The sequence below is a fragment of the Marinilabilia rubra genome (assembly GCF_003121985.1).
Lineage (GTDB): Bacteria > Bacteroidota > Bacteroidia > Bacteroidales > Marinilabiliaceae > Marinilabilia > Marinilabilia rubra.
Genome location: NZ_QEWP01000020.1, coordinates 1 through 20,714 on the forward strand (window position 1 = coordinate 1; position 20,714 = coordinate 20,714).

Here is a 20,714-nt window from a genome sequence, read left to right on the forward strand (position 1 = left end):
CAGAGCAAGCAAATGAAAATACCACTGTCATCCGACTTTTTTTCTCAAAACGAGCAATTATCCCTCTATGGATAAAGGGATGCAGCAATTTTCTTCTCAATTTCAAAAAACTCTCGGATGATAGTGACCTGCTTTATTCCTGAATTATTGCAATGAGATGTTCAAAGATCAAGAGATACAATCAACCGCAAATAAAATAGATGCAGAAAATTATGGATTATTTTCAAATCCATTTTTTTGATGACGTTTGTATTTTGCCGATAGTTGGACATCGGAATAGATTATTTATGAATAATGCGGGTTAGGGAGTCAAAAGTTCGGAGTAAAATAATTTCCATTATCACTATTTAGAACCATTTCATGTAAATAATCCTGCAACCTGACAAATATTGGTGGCTATTCACATCAGCTCCCTTTAACTTGTGTCTTAATAGTTGTAGTCAATTTTAAAACATTATTTATGTCATCTATGAAAGAAGAGATCAAAGGTTTTATTGCAGAAACATCTTTTACAGATCCCAAAATCATTAAAGATGAAACAATGCTTTTTGAGGAAGGGATCTTTGACTCCATGGGGTTGTTAAACCTGATTTCGTTTCTCGAGGAGAAATATGGAGTGAAGACGGAAGATACAGATTTGATGGAGGATAACTTTCAGAATTTGGTTGCTATTGAAAATTTTGTGACAAGAAAGAAAGGATAGCTTATGTGTGGTATCGTTGGATTTTCAGGTCATATGACCAGTAATGAGGAAGCCAGATTTGTGTTGGACAAGATGTTGACCCGTATTAGACACCGGGGGCCGGATGAGGCAGGTAACTTTGTTTCAACGGGCGTTGGCCTGGGAAGTGTGCGGCTCAGTATAATTGATTTGTCAACAGGTCAGCAACCTTTATGTGACGATACCGGGCGATATTGGATTACCTTTAATGGAGAAATATTCAATTATCAGGAATTGAGAGCAGATTTGGAGAAGCGGGGCTGTCACTTTAAAACGCACAGTGATACCGAGGTGCTTTTGTTGGCATACCGCGAATACGGGGCTGATTGTCTTCCAATGCTCAATGGCCAATTCGCATTTGCCATTTGGGATATGCAAAAGGAAAGTTTATTCCTTGCGAGAGACAGAGTGGGGATTCGCCCCCTGTTTTATTCCCTTCAAAATGATTGCCTGGTTTTTGGATCTGAGATAAAAGCTATTTTTGAGTTTCCCGGCATAAAACGGGAGCTTGATCCGGTTTCCCTTCAGCAAGTCTTTACCTTTTGGACTACCCTTACACCTAAGACTTCATTTTCAGGGGTGAATGAATTACCTCCCGGGCATTATCTTTATTTTGAAAAAGGGAATGCCAGATTGAAGAAGTATTGGGATCAGACATTCCCGGACATAGGCGAAGGATTTAAAGGTAGTTTTGATGAGGCCGGAGAGCATCTTGAGTACCTTTTGACCGATGCGGTGAAACTTCGGTTGAGGGCTGATGTGCCCGTTGGATCCTATCTCAGCGGAGGGCTGGATTCATCAGTTATAGCTTCATTGATAAGAAAAAACAGTCCCGAAGGATTGTTACAGACTTTTTCAATTGGATTTTCGGACAAGGAGTTTGATGAGGGTGATTATCAGAATAAAATGGTTGAACTGCTCAAAACCCGCCATCATCAAACTTTCTGTAAGCAGGAAGATATCGAAAAACATTTTCCCCGGACTGTTTGGCATACAGAAATGCCTTTACTAAGGACTGCTCCGTTGCCTATGCTTTTGCTTTCCGGATTGGTCCGTGAGAATAATATTAAGGTTGTTATGACGGGAGAAGGGGCTGATGAAATGCTGGGGGGCTATAATATTTTTAAAGAAGCGGCAATCCGCCGGTTCTGGAGCCGACAGCCCTCTTCCAGGTTGAGACCACTTTTGTTAAGCAAACTGTATCCATACTTGTCGCAGTTAAAAAAAATGTCTCCTTCAGCATTAAAGTTGTTTTTTGGATACCGGCTTCAGGATGTTGATTCCGGTTTGTACTCTCATTTGCTGAGATGGAATAATACTTCCAAAATCCGGAAATTGATGCTTCCACAATTGGCCAACGGGCAATCTTTTGTCGATAGCCTTGAAAAAGAGCTCGGCCCGATTATGGCAAATAAAAGTGATCTTGCAAAGGCTCAATATCTGGAAACAGGGATTTTTATGTCAGGTTATCTGCTTTCCTCACAGGGTGACCGCATGGCAATGGGAAACAGCGTGGAAGGTCGATATCCGTTTTTAGATCACCGGGTCATGGAGTTTTGTAATTCATTACCCGATGACTTTAAATTGAAAGGGTTGAATGAAAAGTTTTTATTGAAAAAACAGTTTGCAGACAGATTGCCCCTTGAGGTTGTAAACCGTTCTAAACAAGCTTACAGGGCACCACTGGCAGCACCTTTCCTGAATGAAACTCAGTCCGGGTATGTCGGCAACTTGTTGTCAGAAGATTTTACGAGGTCCGCCGGGGTTTTTGACCCCAAAAGTGTCTCTGTTTTAATGACAAAACTGATGAAAGGATCATCTTATTCAGAGGTCGATCAGATGGGATTGGTTGCCGTACTCTCCACGCATCTTTTGTGGCAGCAGTTTGTGTCCGATTTTTCGCCATTGAAACCGAATGAGATTATTGCTTCAGAATCAAGAAATACAATTGAAAAAAATACCTGAACTTATGGCAAACAAAAAAGAATTTTCCAAAGAAATACTAGAGATCAAAAACCCGGAAGAGTTACTTAATCAGATATGCGAGAAGTTACGTGCTGATGTTTTTCAAAGATTTCGTCGAAGGGGAGGAGTTGTTGGCATAAGCGGCGGAATTGACTCTTCAGTAACCCTGGCGATTGCTGCCAAAGCATTTGGTCACGAAAAGGTATTGGGAGTTATGTTGCCCGAACATGACTCGAATCCTGACAGTAAATCCCTGGCGTTGGATTTGGCTGAAAAATTCGGGGTTAAGACTGTTGAGGAAAATATCAGCCATGCACTTGATGGATTTGGATGTTATCAAAGGCGTGATGAGGCTGTTAAACGGGTTATTCCGGAATTTAACCCGGAAACTGACAAGATGAAAATCGTTATCCCTAAAGATATTCTTGAAAAAAAATTGCCACCGGTTTTTTATGTGACAGTTATTTTTGAGAATGGGGAGGAAGTTTCGAAAAGATTACCACCCGATGCTTATCTGCAAATAGTGGCTGCTTCCAACTTTAAACAACGGAGCCGGATGTCGATGCTCTATTATCAGGCTGAAGCTAACCATTTTTCGGTAATAGGAACGCCCAATAAGCATGAGGTAAAACAAGGCTTTTTCGTGAAATTTGGCGACGGTGGCGCCGACGTAATGCCCATCGGGAGCTTGTATAAAACCCAGGTGTATCAGTTGGCTGAATACTTAGGGGTTCCGCAGGAGATTATTGAAAGAACACCTACAACAGACACCTATACAGCCGAACAAACTCAGGAAGAATTTTTTTACCAGATGCCTTTCGAGAGAATGGATTTACTCTGGTTTGGTTGGGAAAATGGTTACAATCCGGCTGAAGTTGCAACGGTTATGGGAATGAAGGAAGAGGAGGTGCTGAATAATTTTGCCAACTTTGAAAGGAAAATAAAAACCACTGATTACCTGAGAAGTGCTCCTTTACATGATTATGACTTTTGGAAACCTTAAATAGTGTTTGTCTAAAAAGTACCATTTGCTTCCTTACGCTTGCCCGAAAATTACTCATCCCGAAGCATCGGAACTCTGTTTTTGGCGGCTTCGCAAGCCCCCGAAGAATAATCGGGGCAGGCTTTGCAACTGGCACTTTCTAAATAAACACATGCGCACTCAATTAATTTTGGAGAGTTTATAGACGTTCTCTAAACAGGGGAGCTGGAGGGAGGAGGAATTTTTGACTTCTCAGCACCAATTTATGAACTACTCCAAAAAACTGTCTGGTAAAACAGGATGTGCTTGTCAGAATTGACTCTATTCCTTGCTACATCCATAACACCCTTTTTCAAAGACGTGAGCCAGGTAGCTATTTTTTCAAAAGAACAGGTATGGTTTTTTATGCGAGTTCCATTAGCCATACTCCGTTATCCCGATGGTTCGGGATTGCAAAAGACGATAAATCAATCTTTGGGGATTACATTCATTGTTGCTTTAAAGTTTTGGTTGTTAGTATTGTATGATTCGCCTTAAATCTTGTATCTAAAATTCTAAAGGTCTATTGAACAGGCCTTAAAAATCAAATTTTATACTGATGAATGCAATTGATTATTTCTTTCAGGATACCGCCGGGCTGGAAAAAGATTTGATCGTTTCTGCGAAGGAAAGGTGCAGCTACAAAGAAATGGCCACGGAGGTTAATAAACTGGCCAGCTGGATTCGGGAAACATTCCCGCAAGGTACAGTGCTGTTACTGATATCACCAAACAACAATTTCTTTGTTAAAATTTATCTTTCCATTATAAAGGCTGGCTGCGTGGTTGTTCCTCTTAATTCAGCAATTGAGCCTTCCAATCTGGATTTTATTAAAGAAAAGACATCTGCTTCTCATGCATTTATTCATTCATCTGTGCTTCGCCGACTGAATCCTGAGATTGAAATAAGTGATGAAATAAAGGTGGATTCTGTGCCGGAGCTTTATGACGAAAAAAATTACGAAAAAGGTCCTGATCTGGAAGACGATCACCTTGCAGAGATTATTTTCACCAGCGGATCTACTGCAGTTCCCAAAGGGGTGATGATTACTCATGGAAATCTGGTAGCCAATACTAATTCTATTTTAGGGTATCTTCACCTTAAGCAAAATGATACCATGTTGGTGGTTTTGCCTTTTTTTTATTGTTACGGGCTTTCGTTGTTGCATACCCATTTAAGGGTAGGGGGCACTTTGGTCTTAAACAACAGTTTTATGTTTCTGGGAAGTGTTCTTCGTGATCTGAAGAATTATCGGTGCACCGGTTTTGCAGGTGTGCCAAGTCATTTTCAAATTTTATTAAGAAAATCAGATTCGTTTCGAAATGGGCATTTCCCGGATTTGAGATATGTTACCCAGGCAGGAGGGAAGCTCCATAAAGCCTTTATTGCAGAATTCATCGAACTTTTTCCCGAAGTTAAATTTTTTGTGATGTATGGGCAGACGGAGGCAACAGCAAGACTATCTTATTTACCTCCGGAACGATTGACTGATAAATTGGGCTCAATAGGGAAAGGAATACCGGATGTGGAACTTAAGGTAGTCGATGAAAATGAGCATTTGGTTAAGCCCGGGCAGGTAGGGGAGATTATTGCAAAAGGTAAAAACATCATGAAAGGATACTTCAGGGATCCGGAATCAACCAATAATGCTATTAAAGATGAATGGCTGCATACAGGAGACCTGGGAACAGTGGATGAGGATGGCTTTATTTTTCTGAGCGCCCGAAAGAAAGAAATGATCAAAGTTGGGGGCAAAAGAGTTGGTCCTAAGGAGATTGAAGAGGTTATTGTTGGCATTCACGGTGTCATAGATTGCACCGTTGAAGGTGTGCCACATGCTGTATTGGGAGAAGCCCTGCGCGCTGTGGTTGTAAAAACACCTCAGGTTGATCTGTCATCAGAAGATGTGAGAGCTGCCTGTGCTGAAAAACTTGCTTCCTATAAAGTGCCGGGAGAAGTGGTTTTCAAAGATAATATGGATATAAGTTCCACCGGCAAAAAAGTTAAAGGAACTTTGTAAAGTTCGTCCATCATCAAAAAACAACCATTCCTCAAATCCGGACTATAAAATTAATTTTTGACAAAATTAATAAATGAGTATTCGAGTACCTGAAATATTGATGTGAGCGGATGTAATGAATCGGTGTTCTGTCAAACATTTCCAGCCGTTGGTGTAAGGGCTCTGGACAATCTGGGAGCCTGAGGTGTATATTGTTGGTAGGTTTTAAAAGGAATGACAAGGGGAAAGGAAGAACAAATGAATGATGAAGTTAAAGCATTAATTAAATTATCAAGGGCTATGAAGCATCCTGAATTAATATCACAGGTTTTTACCGAGCATAAACTGCCGGAAAAGTTGTCTATTCGCCCCCCCTTTGTAAAACCCAGAGTAGATAAAAAGAAAGAAGCTCTACTAAGGAATGTCAGTCTGGATGTATATGAATTCTTTGTTGGGCATGTTGTTCCTGAGCGTCAAAACGTGAGCGTGATTGATACAAACACACGTGAGGGGATTGAGGAACATGTATCTGATGATACACGTTCTATTATTAATCTGAAACCCATCAATAATGTCCGGTATATTAATAAGTTTCTCATGAAGGTAAATGAGAAAATGCCCGATGCCGGATTTTTCCTGGGTTGTGTAGAGCCAATAAAACTTGCCGGAAGCCGGCTTAGAAGACAGACCAAAATCCCTTTTCTTTTTACTTTTATATGGTTCTTTGTTTTTGTCTTTCACAGAGTAATGCCGAAGATCCGCTATGTTCAGAAGATTTACTTCTTTTTGACCAAAGGCAAATATCGCTTTTTAACCATGGGAGAGACTCTGGGGCGAATAGTAAGTTGCGGGTTTGAAATAATTGAATACAAAGAGATTGATGGCTTATTGTATTTCTCGGTAATGAAGACCAGTGAGCCTGTTTATGGTCAAAAACCCAGCTTTGGGCCTCTGTTTCCAATGAACAGAGTGGGGAAAAACGGAGACATGATAAAAGTGTATAAACTCCGGACAATGCACCCTTTTGCTGAATTTCTGCAGGAGTATATTACAAAATTGAACGGATACAATGAAACCGGAAAACCTGCAAATGATTTCCGGGTTGCAACCTGGGGTAAATTTTATAGGAAATATTGGCTGGATGAATTACCTCAATTGCTGAATGTTTTGAAAGGTGAATTGAACATTGTTGGTGTTCGGCCATTGAGTAGAACCAGATTTAATGAGCTGCCTGAAGAAATCAGAGTTCAAAGAATAAGATTTAAACCCGGATGTATTCCTCCTTATGTTGCATTATTGATGCCGGACTCTGAGGGAAATATTGAAGCTGAAAGGATTTATCTCTCTGAGAAGATGAAACATCCTTACTGGACAGATGTCAAGTATTTATTTTTGGCTCTTTACAATATATTTACAGGAAAAATAAAAAGTTCTTAGTTGGTGGTTTAATAATAATGACTATCTTTAAAATCAAAGGGTTTTGCATTACATATTCAGGGGGATTCCCTATAGAAATAACTGTAATGCAAAACTTTTTTTATGTCCTTAAAGCAACTTATCAAAAGTATTCCGTTTGTGCGATTTTCCCTGGCTCTTGGGATGGGGATATTTCTTGCTGAAAAACTTGAAAAAGCGGATTTGCAAACGGCTTTGATTATCTTTGGAGTTGTTGCTGTTTTCTTGCTGCTGACACTTTTAGTTCCGTTTGTCTTTCAGAAATATACTTTTCGCTGGCTGGCAGGATGCTTCTTTTTCTTTTTTCTGCTGCTGACAGGCATTGCAATAACGTTGTCCTCCGGAGTTCGCAGGTTTGATGGTGAATGTGAAATAACGGCAAAAGCCAGGGTTGTGGAAGGAGATATTTCATTATCGGGCTATTATATTTTTGTGGTTGATCCTTTAAAATACAGCACCCGGTCTCAGTTTCGATGCGGAAATGATGAGTTATGGCAAATCATTGTTGAACCAAAGGACAGCTTTCTTGTCATACCTGCTTCACCTGGCAATATTGTATCTTTTAGAACAAATCTGTCGGGGCATTCAGACAATACCAATCCCGAATCATTTGATTATGGGAAATATCTTTTCCGGCAAGGTATTTCAGCAACTGGATTTGTTTTGGCAGAAGATTTCCAGGTGGTTGAAAAAACTGGAATGGCCGGTATTATGGGGGCCATAAAAAGAACGCGAAACAAGGTTTATGATATATATCGGGAAAATGGTATCGCAGATGAAGAGTTGCAGGTTCTTTCTGCTTTGACCTTGGGTATGCGGCAGGTGTTGGATGATGAGGTGAAAAGTTGGTTCATTCATTCCGGCGCAATACATGTTCTGGCCGTTTCGGGGTTGCATGTAGGGATAATTTTCGTTTTTGTAAACTGGTTCCTCTCTCTTTTTTTGTCAAGGAGAAGTATATTGAAGGTTATATTTGTGATTTTAGTTTTGGTGTTTTATGCCATTCTTACCGGAGGAGCACCATCAGTTTTTAGAGCAGTAGTAATGTTGTCCGTAATTCAAATTGGGATATATGCTCAAAGACCTGGAAATATCTACAATCTACTAGGACTTTCAGCTTTTATTATTTTGCTTATTCAGCCCATGGCTCTTTTTCATCCGGGCTTTTGGTTGAGTCACATGGCTGTTGCCGGCATTGTTACTTTTTATCCGCTTTTTAGTAAGTTGTATGCAGGGAAGAATGTTTTCATCCGAAGCCTGGGAGATCTTGTTGCAGTTTCACTTTCAGCTCAACTGGGAACATTTCCTCTTTCCTTATTTCTTTTTCGCGCATTTCCCAGCTGGTTCTTACTATCCAACCTATTTATATTGCCTCTTGTAGCACCAGTTTTAATACTGGCAAAGCTTTTAGTTTTTGCCTCTTCTCAATCGTTTCTAGCCTCAGTTTTTGCCGGAGTTTTAAACGAACTGCTGAGATTTATGATTGAGGTTGTAAAATGGCTGAATAGCCTTCCGGCTGCTTATTTACAGGGGATTTGGCTAAGTGGTGCAACCATGTTCCTTTTTTACCTTGTTTTGACATCATTGACGATGTGGCATAACTTTAAAATCAGACTATTTTTGAAAAGTTGTTTGGCAGGGCTCTTACTTATTTTGTTGATTTTAAATATAGAATACTGGGGCAAACGCAATACCGATGCATTTGTCGTCTTCGATTCGGGAAGGAAACCTTTGATTGGATGTATTGTTTCGGGGCAAGCATCTTTATTCTCTGATGATGAGACAACCGAAAGACAGATGAATTTTATTTGTAGTGGCTTCTTTTCCCGTTATTCCATTAATATGCAGAGGCAAAAATTGTTTCATTCTTCCGATGGAGGCTCTCAGGTAAGTTCTTTTTATGCTTTGGGAGGATATTATCTGGGAGTTGGAGATGTAGATGTCGACCATATAAAAATAAAATCTTCGGTAAAGAATAAGATTTTGGGAGTTATTATACTTGGTGACCTCAAAGGAGACATAAAGAAATTTCTTAATACTATAGGGAAACCAACGGTTATTCTTACCGATGCTTGTCCGCCCTGGAGTAAAGGACGCCGGCTATCCACTTTAAAATCCTCAGGTGTTGAAATCTATGATGTATCCCAATCAGGGGCTTATGTGTCATTGGCCGTTCCGCTTTCTCTTGATACATTCTTTAATTAGAATCTGTCCATAAAGTACCTTGTGCGTCGTTACGCTTGCCGTTAAAAACTCATCCCGAAGCATCGGGCCTCCGCTTTTGGCGGCTTCACAAGCCCCCGAAGAAAAATCGGGGCAGGCTTTGCATCCGGGTCTTTCTGTCCAGACACGTGATAACAAATACACAAGAAAAATATCCGGTACAATAGATTTGTAATCAATTGATTAAAAGAGTGCTCTCTTTTGTGTTAATATGTATAATTTTAGCATGATACGAATTATCTTACCTCTAATATCAAAAAATCTAACGATCTATTGAGGTAGTAATTCTGATACATTATCCTTCCAAAGTTCATTTATTATCTTTTAATTTGTTCCCGGAATTTTCGGGCTTTAATATTTTATTGTTTTAAGGTTTTGAAATTTATTTTTTTCTGACTGATCTTAAATGTTAGAATTAAGTATACCAGGTTTTTATTGTACCTTTAAAGGAAAATTTGTTCAGATGAAATGAGCACGATAACAGATGTCTCGACAGGATAAAGATGACTGTCATCATGCGAGTTACATAAGACCAATAACATAGACAAATTTTATACTGATGAATATTCTGATTGCCGGAGCAGGGGAAGTTGGAACACATTTGGCCAGGCTTTTTTCAAATGCTGACCATGACGTTACATTGCTTGATGAAGACGAGGTTAAGCTGCGAAGACTTAGTCGCTTGTTGGATGTTATGCCAATCAAGGGATCCGTTACGTCTATACGTGATTTGGTTGAGGCTAAAGTAAAGTCTGCTGATTTGTTTATAGCAGTGCCTCCTTATGAAGAGGTCAGCATATTATCCGCCATGCTGGCCAAGAAATTAGGAGCCAAAACAACCATTGCCCGTATCAATAATTTTGAATATCTGGTTCCGGCTAATAAAGAATATTTTAAACAGCTTGGTGTTGATGAGATGGTTTATCCTGAGCATTTAGGATCTCAGGAAATTATTGCTTCTCTCAAACAAGTGGGTACCAGACAACTTTTTGAATTTTCGGATGGACGGTTGTTGCTTCTTGCACTTAAAATAAGGGACAATGCCCCTATTGCCAATCTTTCCTTGTCTGAAGCATCAAACCTACATGAGGTAAATGACTACTATACCGTTGCCATTTATCGCGATGGCAAAACCATCATTCCGAGAGGGGACAACCGATTCCGCCACGGAGATTTGGCCTACGTTATTACCACGCGACCGGGAATACCCCAGGTTCTTTCCGATGCCGGCAAACAGCAATTTGAGATACACAATGTCATGATACTGGGTGGGAGCCGAATCGGGAAAAAAGTAGCCAAGGAGCTTGAACACAGATATAAGATCAAACTGATTGAGCTCAACCGCGAAAAGACTTTGAAACTTGCCGATTTTCTTGAAAACACTCAGGTTGTTAGCGGGGATGGCCGCAGTTTGGAACTTCTGAAAGAAGAAGGTATTCACAAAACAGATGCGTTTGTGGCGGTTACCGATAATTCGGAAGTCAATATTCTCGCCTGCCAGATGGCCAAAAAGATGGGCGTTAGAAAGACTGTTGCGGAGGTCGAAAATATGGATTACATCGATCTGGCCGAAAATATTGGGATTGGAACCCTTATCAATAAAAAGCTGATAGCTGCCAGTTATATTTACCGTTATACTATGAAAGCCAGCGTTTCGCATGTGAAATGTTTGACTGCTACCGATGCAGAGGTTCTGGAACTAACAGCTCAGCCAAATTCGAAAATAACACGGGGCCCCTTGAAAAAGGTCGACTTACCAAAGGATATGAATGTTGGAGGGGTAACAAGAGGCGATAAAGTTTTTATCGCCAATGGTGAAACCCGTATTCAGCCTGGTGATAAGGTTGTGGTTTTTGCTTTGCCTTCCGGTCTGAAGAAGGTTGAGAAGATGTTCTCATAAATAGAATCTCGAAATTGTATTGAAGTATCTGGTGTTGGGGCTAATTTATATACTGTCAGTGTTTAAAAGGTTTTTGTTGCCTGTTTGACTCTAATTGCTCAAATTTCAATTAGAGGAATGAGCCCCGAATGGATAAAAACTGTTTGGCTGTCAGAGTCTGCTTAAAATATTAATGACTATGATGTTATTTCCAAAGGCCGGTAATGTCCTGTTTTTTCCTTTTTGTTTTCATTATCTTCCCTTAATTGCGTGAAATGAGGTTGAGTGTAATGCAGTGAATTTTTGAAAATTAAATATTCTGCCAATTGTGGCTTTGAGTTAAAAGTTCTGCTGCCTCCGCCTGCTTTCTATAGCTATATAAACCTTTGTTTACTAAAAGACTCCATTACTAAAAACTTCGTACAAATTAGTGTAAAAAGACTGGTCAATGCTTAAACTATGTTGTAATTTAAAGGAACTTCTAATTCGAGACTTCCTCTTCTATTTGATTGGTTCCTTAAGTCTGGGACTGAAAGAGCGGAGCTTTATTAATACTTAAATAAAACTGTTCTTTTTTCTCTTTAACTTTCTTTTTTACAGGGAATATTTTGTGCCCAAACTGCTACCCGGAATAATGTTCCCTTGGCTTTTCTAAATAAATTTTTTCTCACTTGCCATGCATTTATGGATGTCAATGTATAATAGAGAATGTGTTGTATAAAGATATAATCAACAGGATTTCTTATTTAAGAAGCAATCTATTATCGAACCCTTTTATACTTGTTTTTTATAAGGTTTTTTCCACTAAAATTCTGGGCTATATATTGCATTTAGCAGGCGGAATTATTGTGGCCAGAACTTTAGGAGCTGAAGGAAAAGGGCAAGTGGCAGTGGCGCTGTCATTTTTAGGGCTTATCGGATTTCTGGATTTTGGCTTACCAATGGCCAATACCTATTACCTCAACAAAAAGATCAACCAAAAAAACAATGGCAGTATTCTTTATACCAATACCATTTTAGTTTGGTTTCTTACTGCTTCAATAGTACTTGTAATTGCTGTAGCCTTTATGACTTGGATAAAACCAAGGTATTACCGGGGAATAACCGAATTTGTAGTCTATATTTCATTATTGCAACTTTTTTTTGCCTCATTCAAAGTTCATGCATTAGCCTTTTTGAGAGGGTTGGAAAGATTCACCGATTACAACCTGGTTATTCTGATATCAGCTTTTATATATGTAGTAGTACTGCTGGTTGGGGTCTTTCTTGATATCTGCACGGTAGAGTATGTGATTGTCGCTGTTTTAATATCCACCCTTTGTAGCTCTGTATTTGCCTGGTGGCAGTTACGCTCCGAAGTCTCCTTTAAAGTTTTTAATTTTGATTTCAGAACCCTAAAAATAGGGATGTGGTATGGTGCGAGAGAGTTTGTAGGAGGAGTGATTAACAGACTGAATTTTAAGTTTGACATACTCATTCTTGCAAACTTTATCTCGGTTGAAGCACTTGGCGTTTACTCTGTTGCCGAGGCAATTATTAGTATGTTTGACTTTGTTGCAGCCTCAATAGGTGTTATCATCGTTCCTAAATTGATAAGAGAAACTAAAAAAAGCAGAATTAAAACTCTATTTAAATCTTTTGGTCTTTTCATTTTGCTTTATTGCATTGGTTGGGGGCTTTTCGCACTTGTAGGCGAAAAATTGATTGTGTTGATTTACGGAAATGAATTTGCCAAAAGTTATCTGTACTCGAACATCCTTCTGGCAGGAGGTGTCTTTTTTGGTCTGACAATGCTCATGAATAAGCTTTTTTCATCAGTGGGACGTCCAGAGTTAAAAAGCCTTTCCAGGCTTCTGGTCATGCCTCTTAAGTTAGGCTCCATGTATTTATTGGTTAAGCATATGGATGTTGTTGGTGCTTCTATCTCATGGTCATTCACAGCAATTATGTTATTTGTTTTTACACTGTTGATTTTTAATAGAATAAAAAATGTCTAAATGCAATGTTTTGCTAATTACCATTGATTGTCTTGGAACTGATAAGCTTTTATCCGGAAGATTAAATCTCCCTTTTCTCAGCAGTTTTATTAAAAAGGGGGTGTTGTTTGATAATATGTTTGCCACCACCAGTTCAACAACTCCAAGCATTGCATCTATAATGACCGGACAATTTCCAAAAGTTCACGGTGTAATTTCAACCTATGGCCACAAAATAGCTCCTGAAGTGAAAACTTTGGCTGAGGTCTTATCTAACCAGGGTTATAGGTGTTCTTCATTCGTTAGTGGTCCCTTAAGCAAAGAAACGGGCCTTGAGCGTGGATTTGACCACTATGTATACCGGCCTCCTGTATGGAAAATTAAGTTTGGACGATGGAGTGTGGGCTTTAAACAAACAGAGAAGATTCAGAAACAAGTGTTTGAGAATCTGGATCGATTAGATATCAGAAAAGGTAAAAACTGGTTTCATTGGACCCATATTCTTAATTTACACAATCGGTGGCGGGAATCGAAACAACCTTCCTGTCCAAAAACAGCTTATGAATGTGCATTGGAAAGTTTGGATGGCTATTTGGAAAAACTAATTTCAAAGGTTGACTTAACAAATACCATAGTACTAATGGTCGGAGATCATGGCCATTATGTTGCCGACATAGATGGAGCATTGGAAGGGATAGATTCCAGTGAAGCACATGGGTTCCATGTTTATGACATACTTACTCGAGTACCTTTTATACTATACTCCCCGTTTCATGATTTTAGAAAACACACTGTAAAAAAACTGACTTCTACTATCGATCTGTTCCCAACATTACTTGATCTTCTTAGAATTGATCAGGAAGACTCGATGCCGGGGCAAAGTTTAGTTCCATTGGTGGAGTCTTTAAACGGGAACTCACCTTTCATTGAAGAACCTGTTTTTCTGATGGCTTGCGGTGCCATTCTCAGGAAAAAACATTTGCCATTTCTGTATTCTATCCGGAAGGATAAATGGAAACTTGTCTCAACATTAAGAAAGAATGGTTTTAAGGATCAGTTGTACAATCTTAAAGACGATCCTTATGAGAAAAAAAACATTGTAACTGGCTTTGACGAAATAAGAGACAAATTAATGAAACAGCTCAAACAATTTGCAGGGAGTTAAACAAGTGGTATGTTGAATGATATTATTTATTGGCTTGATCTGAAAAAAGAGACCAAGATACTTTGGTTGTCAGATAAAAGGGAGAAAAAAAAGTTTACATTTTTGAAAGGTCTTACAGTAAAATATTCGGGGTATAACAATTTTTTTTCAAAAAATGATGGTTTTTATGATTTGTGTTTTTGTGATTTCCCGTATTCGATGAATGATGGAAACAAATTAGAAATAAAAGATGTGTTTGATAAGTTTCAAGGGGAGCGGGTTTTGGTTTGGAATGTAAAATCAGACCTATTTAGTGATTTTTTGATAAGACCTTTATTGGGCATTTACTCCTTTCCTGGTAAAAAAACATATTACTTACCAATAAATGAGTTGCAAGCACTATCACCTGAGTGGGAAATAGAAAAACAACTTTTTGTATACTGCCACAAAGCAAACGGGTTTTTGCTCAGCGATTCAGCTTTTTTTCTGAACAGTCTTCAGATTTGGTTCCCAAACTCCAGGCGAATTAACTTTCTTAATTTGATCCTAAAGAGCAAGTGCATCTTTAAATGGCTGAAGAAAAAATGGCCGGTCCGAATTCTGGTTTGTAAAAAGGTTATCAATTAAAAGGGAATGAGTTATTCCAAAGAACTAAATAAGCACATTCAAAGAAAGCATCCAATTTGTGAAATATCAACAGTTATGGCCGATAATAATAGGTACTTTGGTCATGCTGTCCATTTTTATGTGTTTGTATCCAACCGTCTTAATTACGTTATATCTACTTATAAAGAAGCAAGTGCTTCCCGGATGAAACGGGAAAACACAGTAATGATGAGTTTGAAAAATCAAGTGAGAAGCCAAGCTTTTATGGATTCTCTTTTGTTTTCGTTTGAAATATTATGTATAGATGATGAGTATTTTAGGGTTCAGGGGTTTGTTGCCAGTCAAGATCTTAGAAAAGTTTTCCGAAAAAAATCTCTAAAAGCGATTGAGAAATACTTAAATGTATCCTTCGACTGGCTTTCATCCTTTCAGGGAATTAGAAAAAAACAAAATGCATCACATGATGAGTTGGTAAAGGAAATAGAAGAGATTACTCATATTTTATCGGAGGAGCATACCGGAAGACGATGGTTAAATGAACTTATCAACAGTGTTTCCATCCATCATTGGGAATTGACAAAAGGTTTTTCTCATGGTGATTTCTGTTTCTATAATTGCCTTTATAATGGGTGCGACCGTTTCCTGGTTTTCGATTGGGAACATGTTAGCGAATTTTACTGGCTTTTTTATGATCCAATCCTGAATGTGAACTCTGTTTGGCAGTATTTTTTTGAAAGAGGCAGGGTCAAAAGTATGTATGATGTTCTTATCTTAAAGCGAAATGAGAAGAAATTTGAGGTTTTACTTTCCAAATATGTGGATCTTATTTCAGGCAAATACCGATTGTCATTAAAGCAGTTTTTGTTACTAAGTGTCTTTGTGTTTTTTCGAAATCAGACAAGGGAAGGTAAAAGTGGCGTTATTGCTACGAAGGCACCATATATTGACATTAATGGGGTTTTGTCTTTTTAAAATGGTCTAAGCTTTTATGATTATGCTCAAACTATTATTGATCGTTAGAGGTAAGATAATTCATATGGTATTGAAAACAGCATATTACAATGAGTTGTTGAGTCGGTCTTCAAGCTTTTTAAATGTGTTGAAATTTACTTTTTGCTAAGATCTTAAGGTAATTAATTCTTTTTGGTTGATCTCAGGATATGCATATCTGTTATTATATTCATAATTATCCTTTATGGAAAAGTGGTGGTGTTGGAACCTTTGTCCGAACCATTGGAAAAAAGATGACGGAATATGGCATTGAAGTATCAGTGATAGTGGCCGATGGTGCTTCCAATGATTCAAAGATCATTGATAATGGAGTTGAGGTATATCGATTGAAAGAATCGAAGTGGATTACCGGAAAGTTTATTCCCAATTCAATTTGTTTGCACCGAAAAATTAAAGAAATTAATGAAAAAAGGCCTATTGATATTCTTGAAACAACTGAAGACGGTTTGGCTTTTTTTTCCGGTAAAACCAATTATATGAAAGTGATCAGAATGCATGGAGGACATCATTATCTGTCAATTTTATTTGGCAAAAAGGTATCCAAATGGAAAGCCTTTAAAGAGATGATGTCTCTAAAAAAGGCCGACTATCTGTGTGCTGTAAGTTATACTGTTGCCCAATACACAAAAGAATATGTGAATTTAAAAAGACCGGTTGAAGTTCTGTATAACCCCGTGGATACTATGGCTTTTAAAAGAGAAGGGGCGCTTGCTTCCAGAACTTCCAACTCCAAACTCGTTTTTATTGGCTCAATTTACGATAAAAAGGGAATTGTGGAGTTAATTCTAGCCATGCACCGGGTGATAGAAGAGGTTCCTGAAGCCAGACTTTTTATTTATGGACGTGATATTGCAATGAGAAGAAACTCCCTGACTTATATGCAGTTTTTGAAAGGTTTAATGGATGATTCCCTGAAAACAAAAATTTTTTTTATGGGGGAAATTCCTCATTCTGAAATTCCTAAAGTTTTAAGTAAGGGGCAAATATGTGTGTTGCCATCAAAAATAGAAGCTTTGCCCATTGCATGGCTTGAAGCAATGGCTGTTGGTGTCCCCCTGATTGGAGGTGATATCCCATCAGGGAGGGAAATAATTGAATCCGGACGTAATGGAATTCTGGCTGATCCCAATGACCCTGATGATTTAGCCGGGAAAATCATTTTTTTATTAAAGAACCCTGACGAAGGAGCAAAGCTGGCCAGTCAGGCCTTGAAAGATATTCAGGAAAAATTTGCGTTAGAAAAAATTGTAAATGATAATATTGGCTTCTATGCCGGTATATTGAACCGGAAAATGGTGAAAGATCCCAATATAGTTGGTGCTGGGACATTAACATTTAAGTCAATAATCTTTTAGTCGATAAGCTAATGAGTCATGAAGGTGTGAAGTTTCTAATTATAGGTCATGGTCGTCACAAAATATATAACGACGATTATTATGGTTATGCTCCTTACATCCGCGAGATGAATATTTGGTTGCGGTATGTTGATGAGGTAAGGATAGTGGCTCCTTTGGTATCGGAGCCATTGTCCTCCCTCGAAATGGCCTATGCGCATCCAAATCTTTCATTTGTTGATGTGCCATTGCTTGATTTTCAAAGTTTTTGGAAAGGGGTTGAGTCGCTGTTTAGGCTTCCCGAGATTCTTTTCTCGATTTTCAAAGCGATGCGTTGGTCTAATCATATTCATTTGCGTTGCCCCGGAAATATGGGATTACTGGGAGCTATTTTACAGATCTGTTTTCCTCAAAAAAGAAAGACTGTAAAATATGCTAACAATTGGGACAGGAGTTCCCGGCAACCATTGACATACCGACTTCAGCAGTATATACTTAAAAATGAGTTTCTGACCCGAAATACAAAGCTTCTGGTTTATGGAGACTGGGGGGAGAAAAGCAGAAATGTGGTTCCTTTTTTCACTGCTTCTTACGGAGAAGCGAAAGCTATGCCTGTTTTACCCCGGAATATTGAAGAAGATGAATCTGTGAAGTTGATTTTTGTGGGTACATTAACACCTAATAAAAGACCACTAATTACCATTAAGGTGTTGCAAGAGTTGTTGCGACAAAATATTTCTGCCCATTTGACCATGATAGGCGGCGGAAATCAGGAGGAAGAGCTTAGAGAGTATGTGGTTGAAAACAACCTTGATGAGTTTGTCCGTTTTACCGGTAAAATGTTCCCCGATCAGGTGGAGTTGTGCTACAGAAATTCCCATTTTCTTGTCTTTTTATCCGAGACAGAAGGTTGGCCCAAAGTTGTGGCCGAGGCAATGTGGTGGGGTTGTGTTCCTGTTGTAACCAATGTTTCGTGTGTGAAACAGATGCTTGGGGGTAATACCCGTGGAGTATTGGTTTTACCGGATTTTAAGGAAGCGGCAAATGCAATTGTTTTCTTAATAAAACATCCGAATCAGTATTCAAAAAAGGCAAATTTGGCAATGCAATGGGCACGGCAGTATAACTTAGAGCGTTTTGAAAGGAGTATCGTTCATTTTATAAATTAAAATTCTTTGGTGAAGCTGAGAGTCCTTAGTTTGATTGATTCACTGGTTGCCGCGGGAGCCGAAAGGGTTGCGGTTAATATCTCCAACGGGTTAGTGAAGAATGGGGTAGAAAGCCATCTTTGCGCCACCAGGCAGGAGGGACCTCTGAAAAAATTTATTTCTAATGAGGTAAATTATTTTTTTCTTGGCAAAAGAAACTTTTTGGATATTAGGGCTTTCATGCAGTTGATCAACTATATAAAAAATAACAGCATACAGATTGTTCATGCCCATTCCACTTCATTTTCATGGGCTTTTGGAATAAAGCTCTTTTTTCCCCGAATAAAAGTGATGTGGCATATTCATCATGGCAACAGTGTCAATTATTCTAAAATAAGAACCTGGTTATTAAAAAATATTTCTGCGTTTTTTGACTTTGTGTTTGTTGTCAATCAACCATTGTATAAATGGGGGATAGAGAAGTTGAAAATTCCTGAATCCAGAATTTCCTGTCTCAGGAATTTTCCGTCTTTAAGATTCGAAAAAGACAGATATCAATTAGAGGATTTGCCCAAGAGTTACGCTTTTCCTAAAATTCTGCATCTGGCATATTTTAGACCACCCAAAGACCATTTTATGTTGCTAAAAGCATTTGCCAGAGTAAGAGAAAAGTACTTGGAAGCTCAGTTGTATTTAGTAGGCGGAAATAAGGGAGATGAGTATTTTGAAAAAGTTAAGCAAGAAATAGAACGACTGAATTCAGATAATGCATCTATTCATGTTCTGGGGTCAAGAGATGATGTGGGAAAAATTCTAAAAAATTGTCATGTTGGTGTTTTGAGTTCGGTCTCGGAAGGACTTCCACTGGCATTATTGGAATACGGCCTCGCTGGTTTGCCGGTTGTTTGCACAAGCGTGGGGGAATGTTCTGTAGTTTTAAATAACGGAGAGTTTGGGACATTGGTCGCCCCTGCTCAACCTGACCTCTTTTCAAAAGCTATAATTTCTGTTTTAGACAATCCGGATGGGAGTAAGAATAAAGCGAAAGCTTTAAAAAGAGAGGTTGAAATGAAGTACTCTGAAGCTTCGGTTATCGATGATATAACTACCATATATAACCACCATCTCGCCCAAACAACACTTGATCTTCAGTAAAGAAAAAAGCATCGATGGAAAATTTAAAAACTTGTTTTGTGGGACCGTTTTCTCCACCTTACAATGGAGATGGGGTGAAAAACACCACCTTGAAGGAGGGACTAAAAGAAAGAGGATTCAAGAATATAATGTTTTTAGATACCATTCCCAGAGATCAATCTTTTTTTACCAATTTTTTCAGGATATTAAGGTACTTATTGGTTTCAGAGCAAGTGATTTTGTCCTTAAACATCAGAGGAAGGTATACCATGGTTCCATTGGTTTATTTGTTAAGTTTTTTCAGAAAAAGGAGAACGGCTCTTTTCGTGATGGGTGGAGCAATGGGGGAAGAAGTTAAACACCTAAACCGCTTTTTCAGAACCCTTTTTGTCAAATGTCTTAACGATTTGGATGCAATATTTGTACAATCGCTGAATTTGAAAAGTGATCTGAATGATTCCGGCGTAAAAAATGTATTTGTTGTATATAACGGGAAAAAGGATTTTGGGCATCGGTGGCAAAAAGAGAATAAGCATGGCCGGTTGGTATTCGCTTCAAGAATCACAAAAGCCAAAGGAATATTTGAGCTGGCCACCGCAGTTGAAATTTTGAGTCGCGAGTTTAATCCTGCCATCAAACTTGATTTTTATGGGCCAATTGATAAGAATGTCAGCAAAGATTTTGAAAGATTGCTTTCCCGGAAAAAAGGGCTGATTTCTTATGAAGGAGTGCTTACGCCCGATAAAGTGCAGGAAGTAATGAGCAGGTATCATTTATTCATTTTACCTACTTATCATGATGGGGAGGGCTTACCCGGAATAATGATTGATGCTGGTTTTGTTGGTATACCCACCATTCTCTCAAGAATAAAAGCATTGGATGAATTCTTTTGCGACAAAGAAAGTGTTTTGTTTGTTCCTCCTTTGGCTATTGATGCCATCGTAGAAAAAGTGAAAGAATTGTATGATAATAAAGAGCTTCAGGTTCAGTTGAGCGGAGGACTTAGAACAGCAGTGAAAGCTTTTACCATTTCGAATGTGGTGAATTCATCCCTATCCATATTAAAGAACAAGGGTTGGGGGGTGTATTGATAATGCT

General features: G+C 38.7%; 14 protein-coding genes. All 14 read left to right on the top strand.

What is annotated here, in order from left to right:
- Positions 1-460 precede the first annotated feature (460 nt).
- The 14 genes from DDZ16_RS17475 to DDZ16_RS17550 all read left to right on the top strand — a co-directional run bounded on the left by DDZ16_RS17475 (position 461) and on the right by DDZ16_RS17550 (position 20,707).
- Positions 461-703: an acyl carrier protein gene (locus DDZ16_RS17475; RefSeq protein ID WP_109265783.1), complete on the top strand. Its 243-nt coding sequence runs from the start codon at positions 461-463 to the stop codon at positions 701-703.
- A gap of 3 nt (positions 704-706) precedes the next feature.
- On the top strand, positions 707-2,686 hold the full coding sequence (gene asnB, locus DDZ16_RS17480) for an asparagine synthase (glutamine-hydrolyzing) (protein ID WP_109265784.1): 1,980 nt from the start codon (positions 707-709) through the stop codon (positions 2,684-2,686).
- A 4-nt stretch (positions 2,687-2,690) separates the two neighbouring features.
- Entirely contained in the window at positions 2,691-3,689 is a 999-nt protein-coding gene (gene nadE / locus DDZ16_RS17485; protein WP_109265843.1) for an NAD(+) synthase, read from the top strand.
- Between the two features lie 577 nt (positions 3,690-4,266).
- Entirely contained in the window at positions 4,267-5,727 is a 1,461-nt protein-coding gene (locus tag DDZ16_RS17495; RefSeq protein ID WP_109265786.1) for a class I adenylate-forming enzyme family protein, read from the top strand.
- Between the two features lie 213 nt (positions 5,728-5,940).
- The gene (locus DDZ16_RS21155; protein ID WP_394340329.1) at positions 5,941-7,143 is read left to right on the top strand and encodes a sugar transferase; all 1,203 of its coding nucleotides are present in this window, start codon (positions 5,941-5,943) and stop codon (positions 7,141-7,143) included.
- A gap of 102 nt (positions 7,144-7,245) precedes the next feature.
- Complete coding sequence (locus DDZ16_RS17505; RefSeq protein ID WP_109265787.1) at positions 7,246-9,366, top strand: ComEC/Rec2 family competence protein; 2,121 nt, start codon at positions 7,246-7,248, stop codon at positions 9,364-9,366.
- A 577-nt stretch (positions 9,367-9,943) separates the two neighbouring features.
- The gene (gene trkA, locus DDZ16_RS17510) at positions 9,944-11,284 is read left to right on the top strand and encodes a Trk system potassium transporter TrkA (protein WP_109265788.1); all 1,341 of its coding nucleotides are present in this window, start codon (positions 9,944-9,946) and stop codon (positions 11,282-11,284) included.
- Between the two features lie 689 nt (positions 11,285-11,973).
- On the top strand, positions 11,974-13,260 hold the full coding sequence (locus DDZ16_RS17515) for an oligosaccharide flippase family protein (protein WP_262511945.1): 1,287 nt from the start codon (positions 11,974-11,976) through the stop codon (positions 13,258-13,260).
- Positions 13,253-14,404 carry a sulfatase-like hydrolase/transferase gene (locus DDZ16_RS17520; protein WP_109265790.1) on the top strand — a complete coding sequence of 384 codons (1,152 nt, stop codon included), beginning with the start codon at positions 13,253-13,255 and terminating at the stop codon, positions 14,402-14,404. Before DDZ16_RS17515 ends, DDZ16_RS17520 begins: the two co-directional genes overlap by 8 nt.
- A 612-nt stretch (positions 14,405-15,016) precedes the next feature.
- A complete protein-coding gene (locus DDZ16_RS17530; RefSeq protein WP_109265792.1) occupies positions 15,017-15,961 on the top strand; it encodes a hypothetical protein in 945 nt (314 codons plus the stop codon).
- Between the two features lie 188 nt (positions 15,962-16,149).
- Positions 16,150-17,355: a glycosyltransferase family 4 protein gene (locus tag DDZ16_RS17535; RefSeq protein WP_109265793.1), complete on the top strand. Its 1,206-nt coding sequence runs from the start codon at positions 16,150-16,152 to the stop codon at positions 17,353-17,355.
- An 11-nt stretch (positions 17,356-17,366) separates the two neighbouring features.
- A complete protein-coding gene (locus DDZ16_RS17540; protein ID WP_109265794.1) occupies positions 17,367-18,503 on the top strand; it encodes a glycosyltransferase family 4 protein in 1,137 nt (378 codons plus the stop codon).
- 9 nt (positions 18,504-18,512) lie between these two features.
- Positions 18,513-19,637, top strand: a complete 1,125-nt coding sequence (locus DDZ16_RS17545; protein ID WP_158275701.1) for a glycosyltransferase family 4 protein — start codon at positions 18,513-18,515, stop codon at positions 19,635-19,637.
- 14 nt (positions 19,638-19,651) lie between these two features.
- On the top strand, positions 19,652-20,707 hold the full coding sequence (locus DDZ16_RS17550) for a glycosyltransferase family 4 protein (RefSeq protein ID WP_109265796.1): 1,056 nt from the start codon (positions 19,652-19,654) through the stop codon (positions 20,705-20,707).
- The last annotated feature ends 7 nt before the right edge of the window (positions 20,708-20,714 follow it).